This window comes from Psychrobacter urativorans (genome assembly GCF_904846695.1).
In the GTDB taxonomy this organism is placed as follows: Bacteria; Pseudomonadota; Gammaproteobacteria; order Pseudomonadales; family Moraxellaceae; genus Psychrobacter; species Psychrobacter urativorans.
Genome location: NZ_CAJHBR010000003.1, coordinates 159,661 through 181,063, shown reverse-complemented (window position 1 = coordinate 181,063; position 21,403 = coordinate 159,661). Strand labels below are relative to the sequence as shown.

The following is a 21,403-nucleotide window of genomic DNA, read 5'->3' as shown; positions in this document are numbered from 1 at the left end:
AGACAACGCTTAAAGTTGTCTTTTTTAGTTTCTAGCCCTATATAAATAGGGGGTAGGTTAACTAATTAACATTTTTTATTAATATTGGATAGTATGAAACTACAGATTTTAAGCGACTTACATATAGACAGTTACGCCAGACAATCACAAGAGCTAGGTCACATCCCAAAGACGGATGCCGATGTAGTGTTAGTGGCTGGTGATACTGCAAACAGTGATACTGGCATGCCGTGGCTGCAGCAGCAGGCAGAACGCTTGCAAGTACCGCTAATTACGGTTGCTGGTAATCATGAGTATTTTAATGAAGACGTGCTACATTTCGATCAGAAGCTGGCTACTTGGGACAACTATAATGCAGTGAGCAACCAAGGCGTTAGGGTGCTGCAATGTCAGCATATAGACATAGGTGAAGTACGTATTTTAGGCTGTACCTTGTGGACAGATTATCAGTATCAAGCCAATGAAGACACTATGGCAACGGCCCGACGCTTTATGCGTGATTATAAGCAAATCTATGCTGGTACGGATCTATTCTCGCCTGAGTTATCAATACAGTTACATACTAAGCAGCGTCACTGGCTTCAGCAAGCGCTGATCACGGCTGAGCAATTAGGCAAAAAAACGATAGTGATGAGTCATCACAGTATTAGCCCTCTATCAGTGTCAGAGAAGTATGCCACCTTACCTAGTAATGCCGCTTTTGTCAGTGATTTATCGGCATGGATGAGTGAGTCTTGGGCACCAGTATTATGGGTGCATGGCCATACCCATGAAGCCTTTGATTATCGTATTGATAAAACTAGAGTCATCGTTAATCCTCGGGCTTATCCTAATGAGGTTAGTAGTACCGATATTGAGTTTGCTTGGGATAGAGTGATCGAGATTTAGAGCGTATTACCGGGTATTAATGGTTAATTACTAATAATGCTAACAGCGTTAGTTATTTTCAGGTATCTTTAGTTATATTGCTACCAAATTTGTATTTCGTTCACTCCAGACAAAAAATCTGCTACGCTAGCTATTATGAGCAAATACCCTACATCATCTAGTGCTGAATTATCAGCTGAAATGCTGGTAAAGCCAGTATTGAACATATCAGCACCTGCGCATCTGCCCGATAGTATGGTGCCTTCAGTTAGCTTATTGCCTACTGACAAACGACTGATTCTATTCACTAGACACTCATTACGTGAGCGTTCTGATGGTAACGGCTTTACTAGCTATCAGCTGCCACTAACTGCTAAGGGTCGGGTACTGGCTAAGTCTTGGGGGCGTTGGCTAGACGGTAATCTACCTTACTCCCTTGATGTTGATAGCATCTCAAGCCCTATAGGACGGTGCATTGACACCGCACAATTGATGCAAGAAGGTGCAGGCTTGCAACGTTGCATAGCTCATCAGTCATTATTAGTAGAGCCTGGCAGCTTAGTGACTGAGCCTGAAACGGTTAGTGAGGTATTTAAAGAGATTGGGGTACTAAATTTCATCAATAGGTTTTTGCAAGGTAATCTTCAAGGCACCAAGAATTCTTATCAAGGTGGCATAGATATCTTGTCGCTGTTTTATCAGCATCAGCCAGAGCAAGGTCATTTAATGCTTGCAGTCAGTCATGACACTTTATTATCCGCATTCTTGGCTGTAATGTTCGACATCAAAGAAGTGGGCTGGAATGATTGGCCAAAGATGATGGAGGGAGTGTTTTTGTGGTTCGATCATAAACCTTTTATTGAAACTAGCGTTCATCTCGTCTGGCGTGGTAAAGTCCATAGCCGTACCGTGAGCAGCTTGCTGGAGGATTATTACTCTTCAGGCTATCCTCAGAGCCATCAGAGCAAGTTATTACTACCACCTGAAGTTAAGTGGCATTAAGCTTACTGATTGAGTCTGCGGTTTGTTTACTAACGCATTAACTAAGGTGATTAGCAGTATTTAAATAGCTTTTTATCGGCATAAAAAAACCTTGTCACTAGGACAAGGTTTTTTTTCGTACAGTCTAAACTAAAACAGTCTTAAGCTTGTAGGCCTTTGATAGTTTTGTTTAGGCGACTTTTACGACGAGCCGCTTTATTCTTATGAATAATACCTTTGTCAGCCATACGATCAAGAACCGGTACCGCTTTTTTGTAAGCTTCGGTAGCCGCGTCATAATCTTTAGCTGCGATTGCCGCATCAACACGCTTTAAGTAAGTACGAACCATAGAGCGTTGTGACGCAGAGTTCTGACGACGTTTAGTGTTTTGACGGGCGCGTTTACGAGCTTGTGCAGTATTAGCCACGCGTATCTCCTTGATAAAGACAGATAAAAATATGAATGTGAGTTGCAATAATTGGCTTAATCATCATTAGTAATGAACAGCCGTTTCATTATTAATAATATCGATGACAAATATAAATAAGCCATCGCAAACGCTGAGACTATTTGGAATAATTAAATAGTCTTAACGTGTAAAGGCGGTTATCTTAGCAAATTATTGCGCTTAGAACAATATATTTGATAGCCAATGCGTAAACAAGTGCAATACTTAGCTAGTATTTGGCGTAATACGGCTATGATTAGCAAATATGACCCTAATATACTTAGCTGATAAAATCCCTTACAATAAATCGTCAACAAACCACTCCGTTATTCGCCAACTTAGGTATGATATTAATATCTCCTCACCGAAATACCATACTTTTAGTAGCCAATTGCATTGGTGGCTTTTATTAGTAACAATGGTTGTTATGGGCTTACCTTTTTAACAATTAGGTCGGTAGACCTCACGACTCTAAAAATGGACAAGATATGCAACGAAAAGCAATAGTTATTGGCGCGACAGGGTTGGTAGGACAACATCTTGTCAAGCAGCTTAGTGAGCTTTACGATACCTTAATCGTGATTGCACGGCGTCCACCGCGCTATATCAATGCCAGTATGCATTTTTATCAAGTTAATGATTTTGACAACTTAACCGAAGTGTTTACTAGCATTGGGGTAAATAAGAGTACTGACGCTTTTAGTTGCCTTGGCACTACTAAAAAACAGGCCGGCAGTGATGAAGTCTTCCGTAAAGTTGATCATGATTATAATGTTAACTTTGCTAAGCTCTGTCATAGCAAGGGTGTGGAAAACTTCTTTTTACTCTCATCAATGAATGCTGATATTGATAGCCGCTTTTTGTACAATAAAGTGAAAGCTGAGACAGAAAACTCGATAACTGAGTTGGATTTTAGCCAGTTGGTAATATTTCGTCCCTCATTATTACTTGGCAAACACAAAGGGCGTCCGTTAGAGAGCATCAGTCAAAAAGCTTTTCAGCTGATTTCGCCGCTGTTATCTGAATCCCTACCGCTACATCCTATCTCTGCCAAACGTGTCGCTAGTGCTATGGCGATGAGCGCTCACGATATATATGAGCGCAACAAGTACCGCCCTGAACCTAGTATCAATAATGTCACTGTTATCGAAAATAAGCAGATGCTTGCGATGACGCGAGTAAAACATTAAGCTAACTACTCAGTAGCAATAAATAGACATACAAGCTAAAAATAGCCTAAGTATCAATAGTTATAGTAACAGTAACAGTAACAGTAACAGTAACAACGCTATTATCAATAATAATCACTATTAGAAGTGCTTTAAGATAAAGCTTAATAATAATTATCAACAAGGAGTGTATAGATGTCAGAAGCTACTATGAATAAAGAGAATTTTGTCACTTGTGATCTTTTAGATGCCAATCCTGAGTCGCAAGTTTGCCTGCCAAATATAGAGGGTAAGTCATTTTACAGTTTTGGTGGCAAAGATAGATTTTGTGGCGAGATTGTCACAGTAAAATGTTTTGAGGATAATAGTCGTGTCAAATCTTTGCTTAATAGCGATGGCAAAGACAGCAATGGCGAAGGTAAAGTGCTAGTAGTTGACGGTGGCGGCTCTATGCGTTGTGCGCTACTAGGCGATATGATTGCGCAGTCGGCGATAGACAATGACTGGGCGGGCATCATCATTTATGGCTGTGTGCGTGATGTTGATGATATGGCTCAAATGGAACTTGGCGTTATGGCATTGGGTTGCATCCCACGCAAATCTAACCGCCGCGATGAAGGTCAAACCGATCTTGAAATTAGCTTTGGTGACTTGACCCTTAATTCGGGTATGTTTATATATGCAGATAACAATGGGATCATTGCTAGCGATAGAGCCTTGATATAGCCTATAATTTTATTCGTTATTATATTGCTTACCTGTAGTATTTATAACAACGTAATACTTAGCAAGTATAGTACTGATAAAATACAGCAGGTTATAAATCTCAGCTTAGCGGCTGGGATTTTTGCTTTAGTAAACGAATTGTCATCTTAATCACAAACCGTTACGGCATACATTTTGGTCAAACGGCAAAAAATTCGTATAATAACCCTCTGACTTTTAACTTAGATCCTACTATCTATGCCTATTACTGCTCTGACTGATGCTTTTGCCCCTATTAACCAGCAGCTATTCCCCATTGACAATGCGCAGCGACGCTGGCTGACGCCGGTGCATGGTGCTGTCAGTAGCTTATGGCTAGCAAGCTTGATTCAATCACCATTTTGGGATGTGGCAGAGCGCCTAAAAGTAGTAGTCACTCGCGATCAAAATCAGCTTAATCAAATTGAGACTGAGTTGGCGTTTTGTGGCGTCGACGCTTATGTGTTTCCTGATTGGGAAACTTTAACCTACGATGAGTTGTCACCGCATCAAGATATTGTCAGCGAACGTATTAACCTGCTGACTGATATGCCAACTTCAGGGGTGCTGTTGATATCTATTCAAGCTTTGATGCATCGTGTTGCACCTCCAAGCTGGTTAATAGGTCAACATTTTGATCTTAGTGTGGGCGATCAATTCGATATTAATACCCAGCGTGAGTTATTAGCAAAAGCCGGTTACCGAGCGGTCGAAAATGTATTTGAGCCAGGAGAGTTTGCTGTACGTGGCAGTATCATTGATATTTTTGCGATGGGCCAACCCTTTCCACTGCGCTTAGATTTGTTCGATGACGAGATTGAGACTATTCGGTTTTTTCATCCACAAACCCAGCGTACGCTTACTGAGGATGATCTTAAAGCGATGTTATCTGGCAATGATAGCAGTATGGGTAAAGAGTCGATATCGCTATTACACAAGCTACCTGATATCTCTAAGCCTATTCAACAGTTCCAGATTCTACCAGCAAAAGAGTTCCCACTAGAAGAAGGTAGAGAAACCTTTCGGATGAACTTTGCGGCGATGTTCCCTAATACCAGTAGTCGCAAATTTGAGCTGTATAAAGATGTAATGGCTGGTATCTCTAGTAGTGGTGTTGAATATTACCAGCCGTTATTTTTTGATCTAAAAGACTGGGCTCAGGAGAGTAGCCTCTTCGCTTATCTGCCTAGTAATGCCTTGTTAATCTCTGATGAGCTAATTAGCGAGCATCAAGTTGAGTACTGGTCACAGATTCAACGGCGTTATGAAGAGCGTCGCCATGATATTGATAAGCCTATCGTTGCTCCTGAATTATTGTATTTGTTATCTAATACCCTAAACGAGCATCTGAACCGTTATCCGCGAGTTATCCTAAGCGCGCGTAATGAGCTAGTGCAGATGACGGATGTGGCTTCAATTGATAACGAGAGCTCAGTATCAGAGCCGCCATCAGCTTTAACTGTAAATAAACAACAAGGTTTAGTCACCTTAAATGTTCAACCACCACCGCAGCTAGCAGTCAATCATCAGAAGTCTGAACCGCTAGCTGAGCTATTAGCTTTTTTAGGGTTACAAGCACAAGCTGCGACCCCGGTATTGATCGTTGCCGAAACTGCGGGTCGTCGAGAGATTTTGATTGAGCTGTTTAAGGGCAAGATTGATGTGACTGCATATGCAACTTTCAAAGAATTTCTAGCGGCTGAACACTCTAGTGCTTTAAATACTAACAACCAACGTCCTCATGTCGGGCTCACAGTTGCTCCTATTGAGCGCGGTGTTTATGTCCCTGAGCGCTTAGTAGTTATTAGTGAGACGCAACTGTTTGGCCGGCAAGTGTTGCAAACTCGTCGCCGTCGCCAGAGTGGGGTGTCAGAAGAGTTCTTAGTCAAGAGCGTTACTGAAATGACCCAAGGCAGCCCTATTGTGCATATTGAGCACGGTATCGGTCGCTATAACGGTTTGATTACCTTAGATGTCGGTGATGGTGACCAAGAGTTTATTCACTTAAAATACGCTGATGAAGCCAGTATTTATGTGCCAGTTGCTAATTTGCAAATGATTAGCCGCTATAGTGGCGGTGATCCAGCGCTTGCCCCTTTACATAAGATTGGCAGTGGGAAGTGGGATAGGGCCAAGCAAAAAGCCCTCGAGCAGATACATGACGTTGCTGCTGAGCTACTTAATATACAGGCTAGACGTGAAGCCAAAGTTGGTATTCATTTCAAAATTGATATCTCGCAATATGAGCTATTTGCTAGTCAGTTTGCTTTTGAAGAGACTCCGGATCAGGCCAATGCTATTCATGCGGTGATGGAGGATATGAAACAAAATCAGCCAATGGATCGCTTGATATGTGGTGACGTGGGTTTTGGTAAAACGGAAGTCGCTATGCGAGCAGCCTTTATCGCGGTTAGTGCTGGTTATCAAGTGGCGGTATTAGTGCCAACTACTTTGCTGGCAGGACAGCATGAAGATAACTTCCGTGATCGTTTCGCTGATTGGCCGGTACGTATCGAAACCTTATCGCGATTTGGGGGCAAAAAGCATCAACAGACAGTGTTAACTGACTTAGCAGCGGGTAAAGTTGATATTGTTATCGGTACTCATAAGTTGCTACAGCCTGATGTTAAGTTTTCTAACTTAGGCTTGATGATTGTCGATGAAGAGCATCGTTTCGGTGTCCGGCACAAAGAGCGTATCAAAGCTATTCAGACTGATGTCGATAGCATGTCAATGACTGCTACTCCTATTCCGCGTACTCTGAATATGGCATTATCAGGTATGCGAGATATGTCTATTATCGCCACCCCGCCAGCACGTCGTTTGGCTATCAAGACTTTTGTGATGCAAAAAACAGATGCTTTGATGAAAGAGGCTATATTACGTGAGCTACTACGAGGCGGGCAAGTTTATTTGCTGCATAATGATGTAGCTAGTATTGAGCGTATGGCAGAAACTATCCGTGAGCTAGTACCTGAGGCTAGAGTAGGGGTTGCACACGGGCAGATGCAGGAGCGTCAGCTTGAGCAAGTTATGGAGCAGTTTTACCATAAGAACTTCAATGTGCTGATCTGCTCTACTATCATCGAAACGGGTATCGATGTTCCTAATGCTAATACTATCATTATCGAGCGTGCTGATAAATTTGGCTTAGCGCAACTGCATCAGTTGCGTGGTCGAGTGGGACGTAGCCATCACCAAGCCTATTGCTACTTGCTTGTGCCATCACTTAAGGGGCTAAAAGGCGATGCTAAGCGGCGCTTGCATGCCATCGAGCGTGCTAATACTTTAGGGGCAGGGTTTATGCTAGCCAGCGAAGATTTAGAGATTCGCGGAGCAGGCGAGATACTCGGTAAGCAGCAGAGTGGTAATATGCAAGCGATAGGCTTTAGCCTATATATGGATATGCTAGAGCGTGCTACTAAAGCGATCAAGGCTGGTCGTGAGCCCGATCTAAATACCCCGTTATCATTGACTAGTGAGATTAACTTACATAGCTCGGCGCTGATACCTGAAGAGTATCTGCATGATGTGCATCAACGTTTGCTGTTCTATAAGCGTATTAGTAATGCCGATGATCGAGAAGCTTTAATCGATATTCGTACTGAAATGATTGATCGATTTGGCACTTTACCCGATCAAACTAAGCAGCTATTTGCAGTACATGGATTGCGTATCCAAGCTGAGCCCTTGATGATTAATAAGATCGATGCTAATAGTAATAGTATGACTTTAGAGTTCGCTCCTGATACGCCAGTTGACGCTTTAGCTATTATAAAATTGATTCAGACTGATGGTCAGCGTTATCGTATGAATGGCGCATCAGGTATTCGTTATAGTGACTCGGCTAAACTTGCAACTGCGCAACAGCGGGTAACGGCGGTCCAAGACTTGTTACGCTATTTTGATAATCATAAAGTAGTAGAGCCTGCATAGAGGTTTTACTATAGCTTAGGCATTTAGACTATAAACTTAGCTGGGTAGCCCTTATTAACGCTAAGGGTTATTTGTAAAGTTGTCTATCTTATTATAGGATAAAGCTTGTTGTTTGATTGGGTCGTCATTGCGACTATGAATAATGGCCTTGGTTGTACTGGCCTATTAGATAATTTCTAACAATATTTAACCCTAGTACAGTTAAGGTAGATATGACAATGACGCTATTTTATCTGTTAGATAACTGATAAAATGACATCAGTAGACTTTTTGTGGGTTTTATTTCCTTTATTAATACTTTATAACAAGAGAAACCGTCATTATGTTCCAATTACATCCTAAGCTTGCTGCCGATAGTTTTTTGGTGGGCGATTTCCCGTTATCAACTTGTCGTTTGATTAATGATTGTCAGTTTCCTTGGTTGATATTGGTACCACGAGTATCAGGCATTAAGGAGCTTTATGAGTTGTCTGAGAGCGATCAGACGCAGTTTTTACGTGAGTCAAGCTGGTTATCGAGCCAGTTAGCTAAGACTTTTCAGGCGGATAAAATGAATGTCGCAGCTCTTGGTAATCAAGTGCCACAATTACATTTTCATCATATTGTACGTTACCAAAATGACAGTCAATGGCCAAACCCAGTATGGGGTATACCTGCGATACCTTATAGCCAAGAAGTTATGGCACAAATGCAGCAAACTTTGATGATGGCGCTACGTGGACATCATCAAATGCCTTTTGATTGGCAAATGTGAGAGGCGACTGCTGTACTGTAAGCGCTAGATAACTAGGGAATAGAGCCTTTTTTGCGCCGCTCGTTTGATATATTAAACGCCGTTATCGATAATTTAGGATTTTTTAGCTAAATTATTTGATATAAGGCGTTTTTTTTGTGACAAACGGTAGATTATCTATATGATTATATCCTTATAATCTATAAGCTGATAAAGCCTTATCAAAAGACATGTCTTGCAACTCCTTCTCCTTATTTTCTTTTGGTAATAACGAGTCAATAGTATGGTCGTTTTAGAGCCACTGAAACCTGATCCCTCGTCCAAATCCCATACTGTGGGTAGCTTTGATTATCCAGAAGTCCTAGTATTGTTGCTTACTGTGACTCTCATAGTGCTACATTCCAAGTTTACTCCCGAATCGATGGCATTATTCGTGGCTGTCAGCATTCCTAGTTTGATGATTTTGATTTACAACTATCGGCGTCAAACTAGCTTCTGGACTTCTAATATAGTAGTGATTTTATTATCTACTGTTATTGGGTCTATGCAGTTTTGTGTAGTGTTATCGCTTAGTTTAAGCTTATTGATCGGCGTACGCATTTTGACTAGTGAGCCTGATAGTCGATTAAGATTACTTATCATCTCTATGGTCAGTATATGGATATTTTACTATGTCAGTATTACCTTAAATGATAATAAACTCGATTGTAATACAGGGTGGCTACCATCTTCAGTATTGCTGGCTAGTATTGCGGTGATCTTGCAGCAGTTTTGGCATATGCATCATCAGTATCTTAGTTATAACACCACTGCCAAGCAAGCCACAGGGCAAGCTAAAACGATGTTATCGATTATTAATAAGTTAACGCTTTTTATACCTTTGCAAGTATGGCAACCGATTGTAAAAGAAAATAAACCGGTCTCTATAGATAATAAACGTGCCAAGCTATCCATTATGTTTTCGGATATCGCTGGCTTTACTGAGTTGTCTGATAGTCTAAGTGCGGATAACTTAGCAGAAATCCTAAATACTTATATGCAGTGTATGACCGCCATTGCTCATAAGCATGAAGCGGTTCTCGATAAGTTTATCGGTGATGGGATGGTTTGCTTCTTTGGTGAGCCTAGTAGCCGTGGTACCCGTCAAGATGCTCTAGACTGTGTAGCTATGGCTATTGATATGCGCCGAGAGATGCGTAGCTTAAGACAGAAGTGGCGGTTAATGGGCTTTGAGGGGTTATATGTACGTATAGGAATCACTACTGGCTACTGTCATGTGGGCAATTTTGGCAGTGATAATCGTCTCAGTTATACGGTTATTGGTAGAGAAGCTAACTTAGCAGCTCGCTTAGAGGTTATGGCTGGCAAAGGAGAGATTCTGATCAGTAGACGCACTCATGACTATGTTTGTCACGATTACGAGTGTAAGTATGTGGGTGCTTTTCAGCTAAAAGGTTTTAACAAGGAAATAGAAACTTGGCAAGTACTAGATCCTAGCGCCAATGAAGATCAATTATCGAAGTGGGTCGATCATACTTTACCTGGTTTTAACTTGCATCTAAACTTTAAAGACATGCAAGATGAGGATTATCAAGAGATCAGAAGTAGGCTGAATTTTGCTCTTGAACGCATTGAAAGAGAGAGTAATGCGGCAACTACTAGCCAGCAGAGCAACAAGTAGTACCTGATACTAATAAATAGTACCTGAGACTGATAAATAGCCGCTAGGATGAAAAGCGAGACTATAATTGAGGTGCTTAATAAGCAAAAGAAGCTATTTAAGACGATTAAAAAAGCCTACTATCATAACTATAGTAGGCTTTTTTATGACTGATTTTACAAATATAGGCGATTAACTTAACCCGCTTTTATAATCCAATCAACAGCAATTTATGTAATTAATGATTTTCTTTAGCATGGTTCAAAGTATATTTAGGAATCTCGATGGTTAAGTCGTCATCTTCTATCATTACTTGACAAGATAAGCGTGAATCTGCCTCTAGACCCCAAGCACGATCTAACAAGTCAGCCTCAATATCATCCATTTCCTCTAAACTATCAAAACCTTTACGCACGACTACATGACAAGTGGTGCAAGCTTTTGACATCTCGCAGGCATGTTCAACTCTGATGCCTTTTTCTAATAATGCTTTGCATAGGTTATTGCCAGACTCTAGTTCAACTTCAATCCCTTCTGGGCATATTTCAAAATGTGGTAATATAGTAATCTTTGGCATGGGTTAATTATCCGCTGCTAATGAGTTCAAAAAAAGTGAGATATAAAAATAATGACATAACATCAAGTAGCGATCATCCGCTACCGATTTAGGATTTACCAATCTTGAGCTTTAGTTCCAGCCATACTGGTTTTGACGCTTTGGTTCATAATACGGGCAGCGAAGTTATCACTGTGTGGCTTGAGCTTAGCTCGTTGAGCGTCAATCAACGCTAAGTCACCAGTACTTAAAGCCGTCTGCATTTGTTGCATCTGCGTGGCTAAAGTCTGCTGCTCTTCTGCGTCTAATAAGGGGGCAAAGTCAGTTAGTGCTGATTGTAAAGCCAATAATTCACGCTCAGTTTCTACTTTAGTCTCTATCAATGAGCGCGCGTTTTTATCTTCTTCGGCATATTTAAAGCCAGCAATCAATAACTGCTCTTTTTGCTCATCTGATAAACCATAAGCAGGAGTGATCTCAATTTTACTTTCAGTCTTGCTCGTGGTTTCTTGCGCACTAACCGTCAGCTGACCATTAGCATCAATACTGAAAGTAACTTCAATGCGCGCAAAACCAGCTTTCATCGGCGGAATACCATACAGCTCAAAGCGTCCAAGCGAACGGCAGTTATCTACGGTCTCACGCTCGCCTTGCACTACATGGATGACCATACCCGTCTGTCCATCTTGATATGTTGTGAATACTTGGCGCTTCTTGACTGGGATAGGGGTATTACGCGCGATAAGCACTTCAACCAGACCGCCCATAGTTTCAAGGCCAAGCGATAGAGGCGTAACATCGAGTAGCAGTAGGTTGTTGTTACTGTCACCATTAACTAGCTGATGCGCGGTTTGGGCGGCACCCAAAGCGACAACTTCATCAGGGTTCAAACGACACAAAGGCTCTCTAGCAAAAAACTCAGTGACTATTTGCTGTACGGCTGGCATACGAGTAGAGCCACCGACTAATATCACCTCGTCTAATGCGTCGATATTAAGTTTGGCATCACGCAGTACTTGCTCACATACCGCTAAGGTACGACGATTGACTGGCTCAGCGATAGTCAATAAATCTTCACGACTCAATACCCCTTGAAAGGCTTGATCGTTGATGGTGATATTGATATTGACTTGCTGATGGTCGGTCAGTGCTTGCTTATACTGCTTAGCTTGCTGCGCTAGTAGCGATTTGTCATGCAAGCTGACATCACTAGGCGCGATATCAAGCTGTTTAATCAACCAGTTAGTTAACAGGCGGTCAATATCGTCACCGCCAAGCGCACTATTACCACCAGTGGCTAAGACTTCAAATACCCCATCGGTTAGCTTAAGGATAGACACGTCAAAAGTACCACCACCGAGATCATAAATAAGATAGTACTGTTCGCTATTGTTTTCTGCACTACTATCCGCTGTACTATCGGTGCGCTGAGCTATTTTGTCGAGGCCATAAGCGACTGCTGCTGCCGTAGGCTCGTTGAGTAAACGCAGTACCTTGATACCAGCAGCTTGCGCCGCATCTTTAGTAGCTTGGCGCTGCGCCTCATCAAAATAGGCAGGAACAGTGATCACCGCCCCCTCGATACTGTCTTCAGGTAGAGCGCTGAGCGCACGCAGCTTAAGTGCCGCTAGTATTCGCGCTGAGACCCCTACTGGAGACACTTCACCTTGGGCAGTCACAAAGGCTGGCATATCTTCTTTATCACCGCTTAACTGATAAGGATGAGAGAATTTGATATCTGCTTGGCTACGACCCATAAAGCGTTTAGCTGAAATGATAGTGTTCTGAGGATCATTAGATAAGTGATTTAGCGCCTCATCACCGACTAGAGGGGTACCAGTCGCTGGATAGTAAACTACAGAGGGTAATAAAGTATCTTTAGGGTTATTGGCCTCTAGTACTTGCGCTTTACCTGAGCGAACCACAGCTACTAATGAGCGCGTCGTTCCTAAATCTATACCGATACCAAAACGATGCTTATGTGGCTGTGCACTTTGATTGGGTTCAGCGATTTGTAATAAAGACATAAGACAACTCAAAGATAGAATGAATAAAATATAAGGGCAAAATACTTGCCAAAAATAATAACTAACTGTAGCAGTAGAATATCGTAATTAGACTGCTATAACGTTTTGCAGATTATACGGTATTGGTAACCGCTATTTAACCTCAAGCACAACTTTAAATAGCTTTGGAAGCTAATTAAACGTACAAGTCATCATCTGTTTGATGGCTATCAGCCAAATTATCAAGGGCTATAGTGATATCAGCGTCTAGTTTCACTAAGAACTTTAGCTTTTGCGTAGCATCGATAGCCGTTTGCCAGTCCTGACTAGTATAAGCTTGATTAAAATACATAGCTTGAGTGCTTAGACGGTCCGCTATCTGTGGATGTAACTGTTGTAAGGTTGACTTATCCTTACTATCAATGGCTTCATCCAAATCAATACGCAGATCCATAGCATCTTCTAAAAAATCTAAGTCAGCGATTGAATTCTCTAGCGTTTGTGCTTGCCCAGCCATATCCAGTAGGTAACCGGCTCGGCTATCTGCTCTACTCAAAGTTTGATAGGCTTGATTAATAATTGCAGAAGCTTGCTCGGCTTGTTGTAGAGACTTGGCAACATTAGCTTCAATGCTATTCTTGGCAACATTGTCAGGATGATAGTGCTTTTGCAGTTGACGTAAACGCTGATCAAGCTGGTTTTGTATCAGCTCAAACTGTACCGGCTGCTCAAATAATGCAAAAAAATTATCGAACTGAGCCTCAGGAAGGTTAGTTTCAGTGATAGAAGTATCTAACTGAGAGGTAGTAACTGAAGTCATGTTAGCGGCCTTATGTAAATGAGCTTTGCAATAAACTAAACGGTGCTTAGCCTTGAGAAATAGTTAACCTAAACAGGGCTAGATTTTTTACAGTAACCTGACGCATGTGCGCTGTACAGGCAAACGGATTCTATACTGTAAAGGACTCGCCGCAGCCACATTCACCTTTTTGATTAGGATTAGTGAACTTAAAGCCTTCATTAAGACCTTCTTTTTCATAATCCATCAACAGACCATCTAAATACACTAAGCTTTTTGGATCTATAAAAATACTAACGTCACGGCTTTCATAACGAGTGTCATTGTCGTCAGGGGTATCCACGAACTCTAAGACATAAGCCAAACCTGAGCAACCAGCAGTACGAATACCGACTCTGATACCTTCACCTTTGCCGCGATTGTCCAAAAAATCTCGAACATGCTGAGCGGCGCGTTCTGTCATTTCAATCATGCCAACTCCTATTAATTATTGATAATAATATTGTGCTATCAAGACTAAAATTCAAGTAACCAATCAAGGTAACGGCTAGTACTAATAGCTTGTTTTTTAGAAATTTTTGCTGTTAAGAATGAGCATAAAATAAAAGGTGACAATTACATAAACGTTATTGTCACCTCTATAGCTCAAGCAGCTTGTTATAACTTATACGGTAATCAAGTGCTAATTACTTTGAGCTATTTAGCTAGTTGCAGCTTCTTTCGCTTCAGTGCTAGCAGCGCTGTGCTTACCTTTATAGTCGCTAATAGCGGCTTTGATAGCATCTTCTGCTAGTACAGAGCAATGTACTTTCACTGGTGGTAGCGCAAGCTCTTTGGCGATATCATTGTTCTTGATTTCACCTGCTTGATCCAAGCTTTTACCTTTAAGCCACTCAGTTACTAGTGAGCTTGAAGCGATAGCTGAACCACAACCGTAAGTCTTAAAACGTGCATCTTCAATGATACCGTTGTCATCAACTTGGATTTGTAAGCGCATTACATCGCCACAAGCTGGAGCGCCAACCATACCGGTACCAACGTTTTTGGCATTTTTATCAAGGTTGCCAACATTGCGTGGATTTTCGTAATGATCAATAACTTGGTCACTATAGGCCATGAGTATTCTCCTGGTTAGATGATGAGCAATGGTGCTAAGCAGCTGGTTGCTCATCTAAATTGGGGTCAAACATTTACTCGTAATTGACGGTATTGTCTGATAAATAATTGTTTACGGTCAGCTCTTAATGTTCAGCCCATTCGACTGAATCTAGATCAACACCCTCTTGATACATATCCCAAAGTGGTGATAGGGCACGTAGTTTATCTACAGCAGAGTGCATCTGACTGATAACGGTATCGATGTCTTCTTCGGTAGTATAACGACCGAAACTAAAGCGAATAGAGCTGTGCGCTAACTCGTCTGGACGACCAATAGCACGTAGTACATAAGAGGGCTCTAAGGTAGCTGAGGTACAAGCTGAACCTGAAGATACTGCCAAATCTTTGAGTGACATCATTAATGACTCACCCTCTACGAAGTTAAAGCTGATGTTTACGATATTAGGCACACTGTGCTCGAGGTCACCGTTTAAGTAAATCTCTTCAATATCTTGTAAACCATCCCAAAGCTTTTGACGTAGTTTTGCTGCATGAGCATTGTCTTCTTTATGGCGTTCATTAGCTAAGCTAAAGGCGGCGCCAAGTCCGACGATTTGGTGAGTAGGTAGAGTACCTGAACGCATACCACGTTCATGACCACCACCATGTTGCTCTGCTTTTAGACGAATACGAGGTTTACGACTGACAAACAAGGCACCGATACCTTTAGGACCATAAGCCTTATGACCTGAGAAACTCATCAAATCGACTTTAGTAGTTTGCACATCGATAAGCACTTTACCAACCGCTTGAGCAGCATCAACATGGAATACTACGTTGGCGGCACGGGTGAGTTCACCAATGGCGGCAATATCAGTCAAAGTACCCAGTTCATTGTTAACTACCATCAATGATACTAAGATAGTGTCTTCACGCAAAGCGGCTTTAACTTGTTCTGGTAAGATTAAGCCTGTGCTCTTTTGTGGCTCAAGGTAAGTAATCTCAAAACCTTCTTGCTCAAGCTCACGGCAAGTATCTAGCACTGCTTTATGTTCTATTTTACTGGTAATGATATGTTTGCCACGTGATTGATAAAAATGCGCAGCACCTTTGATAGCTAAGTTATCTGACTCTGTAGCACCAGAAGTGAAGACGATCTCACGAGGATCAGCGTTGATTACTTCAGCAACTTGCTGGCGAGCAGTTTCTACTGCTTCTTCGGCCTGCCAGCCATAGCCGTGTGAACGTGATGCTGGGTTACCAAAGATGCCATCTACTGTTAGATATTCGCTCATCTTAGCGGCTACCGTTCTGGCAACTGGCGTTGTGGCGGCATAATCTAAATAAATAAGTTGGTTATGTTGGCTCATGCTGGGTTTGCCTCGCTGGTCGATAAAGTAATAGTATTAATGTCTTTTAAAACAGAGATCTGTTGACGTTCTGAGATAGATTGTACGTGTTCCATATCTAGTAATTGTGCTAAGGTAATGTTCTTTAAGTAATGTTCAATGTGATTGGATAATGCGCACCAAAGATCATGAGTTAAGCACATAGTACCGCCCTGACAATCCCCACGGCCTTCACATTGCATCGCATTAACTGACTCATCAACTGCAGAGATAATAGTCATGACATCGATTTCGTTAAGCGGCTTGGCTAAATAATAGCCACCAGATGCCCCGCGAATACTAGTAACTAATCCTTGCTTACGCAATTTAGAAAATAGCTGCTCAAGATAGGAGATAGAGATGGATTGGCGCTTGGCAATGTCAGATAGGGAAACTGCGCAGTCTTGTTGACTGGTTTGTAATGCTAAATCTAACAAGGCGGTAACCGCGTATCTACCTCGGGTAGTCAAGCGCATAATATATCCCCAACTGAGTCATAGTAAGTTAAATTCAATAACGAGCTTATTTCTGTGTTAGGTTTTATTGAATAGACCTATGATTTTTATAATAGAAATACAGCTTATCGTGAGCACCTAATACAGAAGCTAAATCACCTGTTATTGCAATTAAACAATAGACTATTGAACCTGAATATAAGGTATGTTGCGTGTAATATGTGCTGCGATACGGCTATTATACTGAATCCCGACTAATTTAGTCAAGATTAAAATGGTAGCTGATGATTAACGTGATAGATGACTGTTATTTACAAAAGTAATCGTAGGATTAATACTGTTTTCTGCTAAAAACACTATTAAACTAAGATAATAAACCAGCTAAAGACTAATAATAAATAAGTCTTTAGCAATTAGTTTTTAGGCGTTTGATGACCAGTTAGCTAAATTGACTCCCTTATCAAGCAGTTAGATCAATAAGGGAGCCATTAGAGTATCGGTTAACTGGTTACCTAAAAGATTGCAGACAGTGTTAATTGATAAGCAAAGCAATAAGGGCACCAATAGCGATGATAGTAGCAACCACTGCAGCAATAGTGACCGTCTTCTGTTTACTTTGTTGCTCTTTCACTGTGGCTTCAAGCTCGCGATTTTTGATAGTGAGGGTGTTAATTTGAGTTTGTTGCTCAGCAATACGTAGTTTATAGTTATTATTTTTCTCTTCTTTGTCCGCCGTGTTTGGCTTATTCTTGCTGTCTGAGCCTTTAAATCTTTTTAATAAACTCTGAATCAGGCCACCCATGCCTACTTGGGCAATGAATCCTCTCACTAACTGTACTTTTTCGGATTCACCACGCATTTGCAGCTTATCGGTAGTAGCGCTGTCATGCGTTGCTAGCGCTTTTAAAAGCTCGACACTATAGGCATTAATGATGACGTCTGGTTCGCTACGCTCAGCAGGTAAGTTAGCATCTAGTAATACCCCTTTATAACTAAAAGTCGCAAAAACTTGAACGTGTGGTAAGTACAAGCGTAAACAAACCACAGTACCTTGCTTAGCAAGGGGATAAGCGGCTTTGCGCAGATCAGAGTCTAAACGTAATAGCAGCGTCAGTGCAGACTCAATGAAGACTAAGATAATACTAAGAAGAGAGTGAGACAACGTAGAACGCTTCATATGAATAATCCGTTAAATTTAGCAGGTTAAAAAAGTAGTAATACAAAAGCTAAAGGTAGATAAGGCAGCCGTACATCAATAGCATCATAAACAGTAACGGCTCGAATCAAAATAGATATAAGCAGACGCAACAGTTAATAATAGTGCTATAAACAGTATTCCAGGATAGTGCTAAATGCCCAAATAGTTAACTTAGTAAAATCGATTCTATAAAATAAAATCTATATAACAAATATATATAACTAAGGGTATAAAATAGTCTTTGGCTGACTAAAAATAACCGATAAGCAGGTTGAAATAAAGCCCATCCTGTGCAACAGTGCTCATCATAACGGTTTCATAATAAAAAGTAATGTATCTCTCTGTCAGTTTGTGTATTGTTGCTTTAGCTAGTAACGGCCTGTTATAAGTTTGTTTACATGCTACGCTGCAAAAATAGCTATTTGCCATAACTATTGGCGGCGATACTAAGCTCAATGTAGCTCAACGCAGCTCAACCTATTTAGCTTAGTGTCGCCAAGTAATAGCCTATATTAGGGCTATAATAAAGACTCTAACAGAGGCCATGCTTAAATATTTAGCATAGCTACCAAAAAATAAATGGATAGAAGGTAGTAGTAACTGACCACCAGCGTTGGTTATAGTCAGTATGAGTATTGCTACTACTGGCCTTATCCATAGCAAATAACCCATTAATTGATAACTTATTGATTTGCTAGGACAGATAGTAGCGGTTTACAGGAGTTTTGCGTAACCTTAAGTGTTAAATAGGTAGTAGCGCCCATTAAAAAATGTAAAATCGCTTGCACTGCCTTGCCTGCCTTGCTATAAAGACGTTAATACTTCGTTACCGACAGATAGGCGTTGCGCATATTGTTTATATTGCTTATATTTCATGAGAGCGATACAATAATTGGCGGTAGCGTTTATTACAGCCCTTAAACTTGAAGGAAAATTTATGAATAAGTCAGAATTAATCGATAGCATTGCAGAAAAAAGTGGTCTAAATAAAACTCAAGCTGGCGATGCTTTGAATGCGGTTATGGAAAGTGTTGGCCAAGCTTTAGAAGCTGGCGATAGCATTTCATTAGTAGGTTTTGGTACTTTCAGCGTGAAAGATCGTAAAGCGCGCACTGGCCGTAATCCTAAGACTGGTGAAGAGTTGGCTATTCCAGCTAGTAAAGTACCAAGCTTTAAAGCTGGCAAAAACCTAAAAGAGCGCTTGAACTAAGTCGCCACTATTGATAATCCTAATAATTTGTATAAAAAAGCACCTTAATCGAGGTGCTTTTTTTATTAATAAATTTTAGCTAACAATAGATGAATATTTTGAGTATCGACTAAAATTCACGTATCATAGTCGGCGCATTAGTATCGCTGGCATAGATTTTGTTACTGCTTTATAGCATACTGACGTTTCTCACTATGCCGTTGCCCGCCAAGAGTGCATTTATTGTTGCAATGGTCCTCATCACTATAGGTTAAGAAGCAGAAATAATTATGGATAAATTGCGCGATTTTCTGAAAAGTTGGCCTGGTCGCATTTTATTGATCCTATGCCTATCGCCCCTCGCACTTTTAGGGATTGAGAGCTACTTTGGCGGCTCCAATGATCCCAACCAAATCGCCCAAGTGGGTGATGCAAGTATAGGGCTATCAGAGTATCAAAGCGCTGTGAACAGCCGACGTTCTGAGATTTTAGAGCAATTGAATGATGCCAGCTTACTCAATGAAGATGTACTGCATCAGCAAGTTCTAAAAGGTCTAGTTGATCGCACTTTGCTAGAACAGCAAGCCGGTAAGCTTGGGATGACTGTATCCGATGACACTATTAATCGTCTGCTGCGTCAAGAGCAGATATTCTTAGATGCCAATGGCGAGTTCTCTAATGATCAGTTTTCCAACTTCTTGCGTCAGCGCGGCATGAATAAGGAGCAATTGTTTACAGAGTTCCGCAATCAGTTAAGTTTGGATCAGCTAAATGCTAGCATCGTCGGTACCGCTATCTATCCTATGCAGTCAGTCAGTCAGCTGATCGGTTTGCAATTAGAGTCACGAAATTTGTGGGTACATCGCTTCAATTGGCAAGACTATCAACAGCAAGTAAAGCTGAGCAAAGCAGATATACAAAGCTATTATGACCGTAATAAAGAGGCGCTAAAAAGTGCCGCTGTGGTAGATTTGGCTTATATTCAATTAGATCCAGCTACTATCCCTGTTGATACGGTGACTGAAGAAGAAATCAAGCAGCAGTACGAAGCTTATAAGCAAGGTTTAGAAGTTGTTGATGAGCGTGAGATAAGTCAGATTTTAGTTACAGGCGAGAACGCTAAAGATCGTGCCACTAAGATTAAGTCGCGTTTGGATAAAGGCGAAGTTTTTGCTGCAGTTGCTAAAAAGGACTCTGATGATCCCTCAGGCGCTGATGGTGGAGCAATTGGTCGCTTTAACCCTGCAGTATTCGGTAAGGATGCACAGGCAGTAACTAAAGCTTTAGAAGGCCTGAGCGTTGGTGGTATCAGTGCTCCAATCAAAACCAGCTTTGGTTATCAGATATTTACAGTGACTAAAGATAGTGGTAGTAAAGTCCCTACTATGCAGAGTGTACGACCTCAGCTAGTTGCTAAAGCCCAAGACTATAAGCGTCAGAGTGTTTATGCTGATAAAGTAATGGCGATTAACGATTTGGCTGCTGATGGCTTAAGCATCGAAGACATTGCTCAACAAGAGGCGGTTGCTTTAAAGCGTATTAAAGATTATCGCAAAGACAATAATACCTCAGTATTATCGCAACCAGCAGTAGTTAAACAAGCTTTTGATGAGTTTACTATTCAGGATCAAGCGGTTACTACTAGTATCGATATAGGTACCGGAACAGTATGGGTACAATCAACTAATTATCGGCCTACTAAGACTATGAGCTTGGCTGCTGCTACTCCGAGTATTACTCAGACGTTGCTCAAGCAAAAAGCCAGCGCTCTAGCACTCGAAGACGCTAACAAAGCAGCAGCTGGCATCAAATCTACAGCTGATATTAATAAGCAAGCTGTAGGCTTTCAGTTCTTAGGTGAAGTGAATCGTCAAACCACCTTATTGAGTGAAAAAGAACGTGGTTTAGCTTTCAGTAAGCAAGCACCTGATAACGGAGTAGTAACCTTAGCCAGCATCACCGAAACAGGGGCTACTTTGATTGTCGGTGACAAGATTAAGACTCAACAACAAGCGCAGTTATCAGCGCTTGAGAAAGCACAAACAGCACGCATCATTCGTGATAATTTAGGTCAAGATCAACTACAAGATTATCTAGAGTATTTACGCTTAGTGTATAAAGTTGAGGTTAACGAAAGTAACTTGTCTGGTGCCCAAGGTCGCTAATAAGTGCTAT

General features: G+C 41.3%; 18 protein-coding genes. 9 read left to right on the top strand and 9 right to left on the bottom strand.

The features are described from left to right. Positions 1-93: 93 nt before the first annotated feature. Both JMY09_RS04035 and JMY09_RS04030 read left to right on the top strand, forming a co-directional pair. Positions 94-888, top strand: a complete 795-nt coding sequence (locus JMY09_RS04035; RefSeq protein WP_201622303.1) for a metallophosphoesterase — start codon at positions 94-96, stop codon at positions 886-888. A gap of 135 nt (positions 889-1,023) precedes the next feature. Further along, the gene (locus JMY09_RS04030) at positions 1,024-1,869 is read left to right on the top strand and encodes a histidine phosphatase family protein (RefSeq protein ID WP_201622302.1); all 846 of its coding nucleotides are present in this window, start codon (positions 1,024-1,026) and stop codon (positions 1,867-1,869) included. 140 nt (positions 1,870-2,009) lie between these two features. On the opposite strand, the gene rpsT is transcribed toward JMY09_RS04030, so the two are convergent. Continuing rightward, on the bottom strand, positions 2,010-2,276 hold the full coding sequence (rpsT, locus tag JMY09_RS04025; protein ID WP_010200097.1) for a 30S ribosomal protein S20: 267 nt from the start codon (positions 2,274-2,276) through the stop codon (positions 2,010-2,012). A gap of 509 nt (positions 2,277-2,785) precedes the next feature. Here rpsT and JMY09_RS04020 point away from each other — a divergent pair. The 5 genes from JMY09_RS04020 to JMY09_RS04000 all read left to right on the top strand — a co-directional run bounded on the left by JMY09_RS04020 (position 2,786) and on the right by JMY09_RS04000 (position 10,560). Beyond that, entirely contained in the window at positions 2,786-3,487 is a 702-nt protein-coding gene (locus tag JMY09_RS04020) for an NAD-dependent epimerase/dehydratase family protein (protein ID WP_201622301.1), read from the top strand. Between the two features lie 189 nt (positions 3,488-3,676). After that, positions 3,677-4,192 (top strand): ribonuclease E activity regulator RraA, encoded by a 516-nt coding sequence (gene rraA, locus JMY09_RS04015; RefSeq protein ID WP_227677160.1) that lies wholly within the window; start codon positions 3,677-3,679, stop codon positions 4,190-4,192. A 237-nt stretch (positions 4,193-4,429) separates the two neighbouring features. After that, complete coding sequence (gene mfd / locus JMY09_RS04010) at positions 4,430-8,146, top strand: transcription-repair coupling factor (RefSeq protein ID WP_201622299.1); 3,717 nt, start codon at positions 4,430-4,432, stop codon at positions 8,144-8,146. Positions 8,147-8,468: 322 nt separating this feature from the next. Continuing rightward, a complete protein-coding gene (locus JMY09_RS04005; RefSeq protein ID WP_201622298.1) occupies positions 8,469-8,900 on the top strand; it encodes an HIT domain-containing protein in 432 nt (143 codons plus the stop codon). 262 nt (positions 8,901-9,162) lie between these two features. Beyond that, the gene (locus JMY09_RS04000; protein ID WP_201622297.1) at positions 9,163-10,560 is read left to right on the top strand and encodes an adenylate/guanylate cyclase domain-containing protein; all 1,398 of its coding nucleotides are present in this window, start codon (positions 9,163-9,165) and stop codon (positions 10,558-10,560) included. A gap of 217 nt (positions 10,561-10,777) precedes the next feature. On the opposite strand, the gene fdx is transcribed toward JMY09_RS04000, so the two are convergent. The 8 genes from fdx to JMY09_RS03960 form a co-directional block, all read right to left on the bottom strand. Next, on the bottom strand, positions 10,778-11,116 hold the full coding sequence (gene fdx, locus JMY09_RS03995) for an ISC system 2Fe-2S type ferredoxin (RefSeq protein ID WP_201622296.1): 339 nt from the start codon (positions 11,114-11,116) through the stop codon (positions 10,778-10,780). Positions 11,117-11,211: 95 nt separating this feature from the next. Further along, positions 11,212-13,122, bottom strand: a complete 1,911-nt coding sequence (gene hscA / locus JMY09_RS03990) for a Fe-S protein assembly chaperone HscA (RefSeq protein WP_201622295.1) — start codon at positions 13,120-13,122, stop codon at positions 11,212-11,214. A 175-nt stretch (positions 13,123-13,297) separates the two neighbouring features. Continuing rightward, a complete protein-coding gene (gene hscB / locus JMY09_RS03985) occupies positions 13,298-13,921 on the bottom strand; it encodes a Fe-S protein assembly co-chaperone HscB (RefSeq protein WP_201622294.1) in 624 nt (207 codons plus the stop codon). Between the two features lie 130 nt (positions 13,922-14,051). Further along, a complete protein-coding gene (gene iscA / locus JMY09_RS03980; protein WP_201622293.1) occupies positions 14,052-14,372 on the bottom strand; it encodes an iron-sulfur cluster assembly protein IscA in 321 nt (106 codons plus the stop codon). Between the two features lie 228 nt (positions 14,373-14,600). Next, positions 14,601-15,017, bottom strand: coding sequence for a Fe-S cluster assembly scaffold IscU (iscU, locus tag JMY09_RS03975; protein ID WP_201622292.1), 417 nt, complete (start codon positions 15,015-15,017; stop codon positions 14,601-14,603). A gap of 124 nt (positions 15,018-15,141) precedes the next feature. Then, positions 15,142-16,368, bottom strand: a complete 1,227-nt coding sequence (locus JMY09_RS03970) for an IscS subfamily cysteine desulfurase (protein ID WP_201622291.1) — start codon at positions 16,366-16,368, stop codon at positions 15,142-15,144. Further along, on the bottom strand, positions 16,365-16,862 hold the full coding sequence (locus JMY09_RS03965) for an Rrf2 family transcriptional regulator (protein ID WP_201622290.1): 498 nt from the start codon (positions 16,860-16,862) through the stop codon (positions 16,365-16,367). The genes JMY09_RS03970 and JMY09_RS03965 overlap by 4 nt, the downstream gene beginning before the upstream one ends. 511 nt (positions 16,863-17,373) lie before the next feature. Then, positions 17,374-18,018, bottom strand: coding sequence for a hypothetical protein (locus JMY09_RS03960; protein ID WP_201622289.1), 645 nt, complete (start codon positions 18,016-18,018; stop codon positions 17,374-17,376). Positions 18,019-18,976: 958 nt separating this feature from the next. Between JMY09_RS03960 and JMY09_RS03955 the strand changes: the two genes are divergently transcribed. Beyond that, positions 18,977-19,249 (top strand): HU family DNA-binding protein, encoded by a 273-nt coding sequence (locus JMY09_RS03955; protein WP_201622288.1) that lies wholly within the window; start codon positions 18,977-18,979, stop codon positions 19,247-19,249. Positions 19,250-19,518: 269 nt separating this feature from the next. Then, positions 19,519-21,393, top strand: coding sequence for a SurA N-terminal domain-containing protein (locus JMY09_RS03950; RefSeq protein ID WP_201622287.1), 1,875 nt, complete (start codon positions 19,519-19,521; stop codon positions 21,391-21,393). Positions 21,394-21,403: the final 10 nt, after the last annotated feature.

Excerpts from the sequence above, each read along its gene's own strand:
- JMY09_RS03965 (WP_201622290.1), bottom strand. The coding sequence starts at position 16,862 with ATGCGCTTGACTACCCGAGGTAGATACGCGGTTACCGCCTTGTTAGAT.
- rraA (WP_227677160.1), top strand. The coding sequence starts at position 3,677 with ATGAATAAAGAGAATTTTGTCACTTGTGATCTTTTAGATGCCAATCCT.
- JMY09_RS04000 (WP_201622297.1), top strand. The coding sequence starts at position 9,163 with ATGGTCGTTTTAGAGCCACTGAAACCTGATCCCTCGTCCAAATCCCAT.
- JMY09_RS03950 (WP_201622287.1), top strand. The coding sequence starts at position 19,519 with ATGGATAAATTGCGCGATTTTCTGAAAAGTTGGCCTGGTCGCATTTTA.
- JMY09_RS04030 (WP_201622302.1), top strand. The coding sequence starts at position 1,024 with ATGAGCAAATACCCTACATCATCTAGTGCTGAATTATCAGCTGAAATG.
- iscA (WP_201622293.1), bottom strand. The coding sequence starts at position 14,372 with ATGATTGAAATGACAGAACGCGCCGCTCAGCATGTTCGAGATTTTTTG.
- JMY09_RS03960 (WP_201622289.1), bottom strand. The coding sequence starts at position 18,018 with ATGAAGCGTTCTACGTTGTCTCACTCTCTTCTTAGTATTATCTTAGTC.
- mfd (WP_201622299.1), top strand. The coding sequence starts at position 4,430 with ATGCCTATTACTGCTCTGACTGATGCTTTTGCCCCTATTAACCAGCAG.
- hscA (WP_201622295.1), bottom strand. The coding sequence starts at position 13,122 with ATGTCTTTATTACAAATCGCTGAACCCAATCAAAGTGCACAGCCACAT.
- iscU (WP_201622292.1), bottom strand. The coding sequence starts at position 15,017 with ATGGCCTATAGTGACCAAGTTATTGATCATTACGAAAATCCACGCAAT.
- JMY09_RS04035 (WP_201622303.1), top strand. The coding sequence starts at position 94 with ATGAAACTACAGATTTTAAGCGACTTACATATAGACAGTTACGCCAGA.
- JMY09_RS04020 (WP_201622301.1), top strand. The coding sequence starts at position 2,786 with ATGCAACGAAAAGCAATAGTTATTGGCGCGACAGGGTTGGTAGGACAA.
- JMY09_RS03970 (WP_201622291.1), bottom strand. The coding sequence starts at position 16,368 with ATGAGCCAACATAACCAACTTATTTATTTAGATTATGCCGCCACAACG.
- fdx (WP_201622296.1), bottom strand. The coding sequence starts at position 11,116 with ATGCCAAAGATTACTATATTACCACATTTTGAAATATGCCCAGAAGGG.
- hscB (WP_201622294.1), bottom strand. The coding sequence starts at position 13,921 with ATGACTTCAGTTACTACCTCTCAGTTAGATACTTCTATCACTGAAACT.
- JMY09_RS03955 (WP_201622288.1), top strand. The coding sequence starts at position 18,977 with ATGAATAAGTCAGAATTAATCGATAGCATTGCAGAAAAAAGTGGTCTA.
- JMY09_RS04005 (WP_201622298.1), top strand. The coding sequence starts at position 8,469 with ATGTTCCAATTACATCCTAAGCTTGCTGCCGATAGTTTTTTGGTGGGC.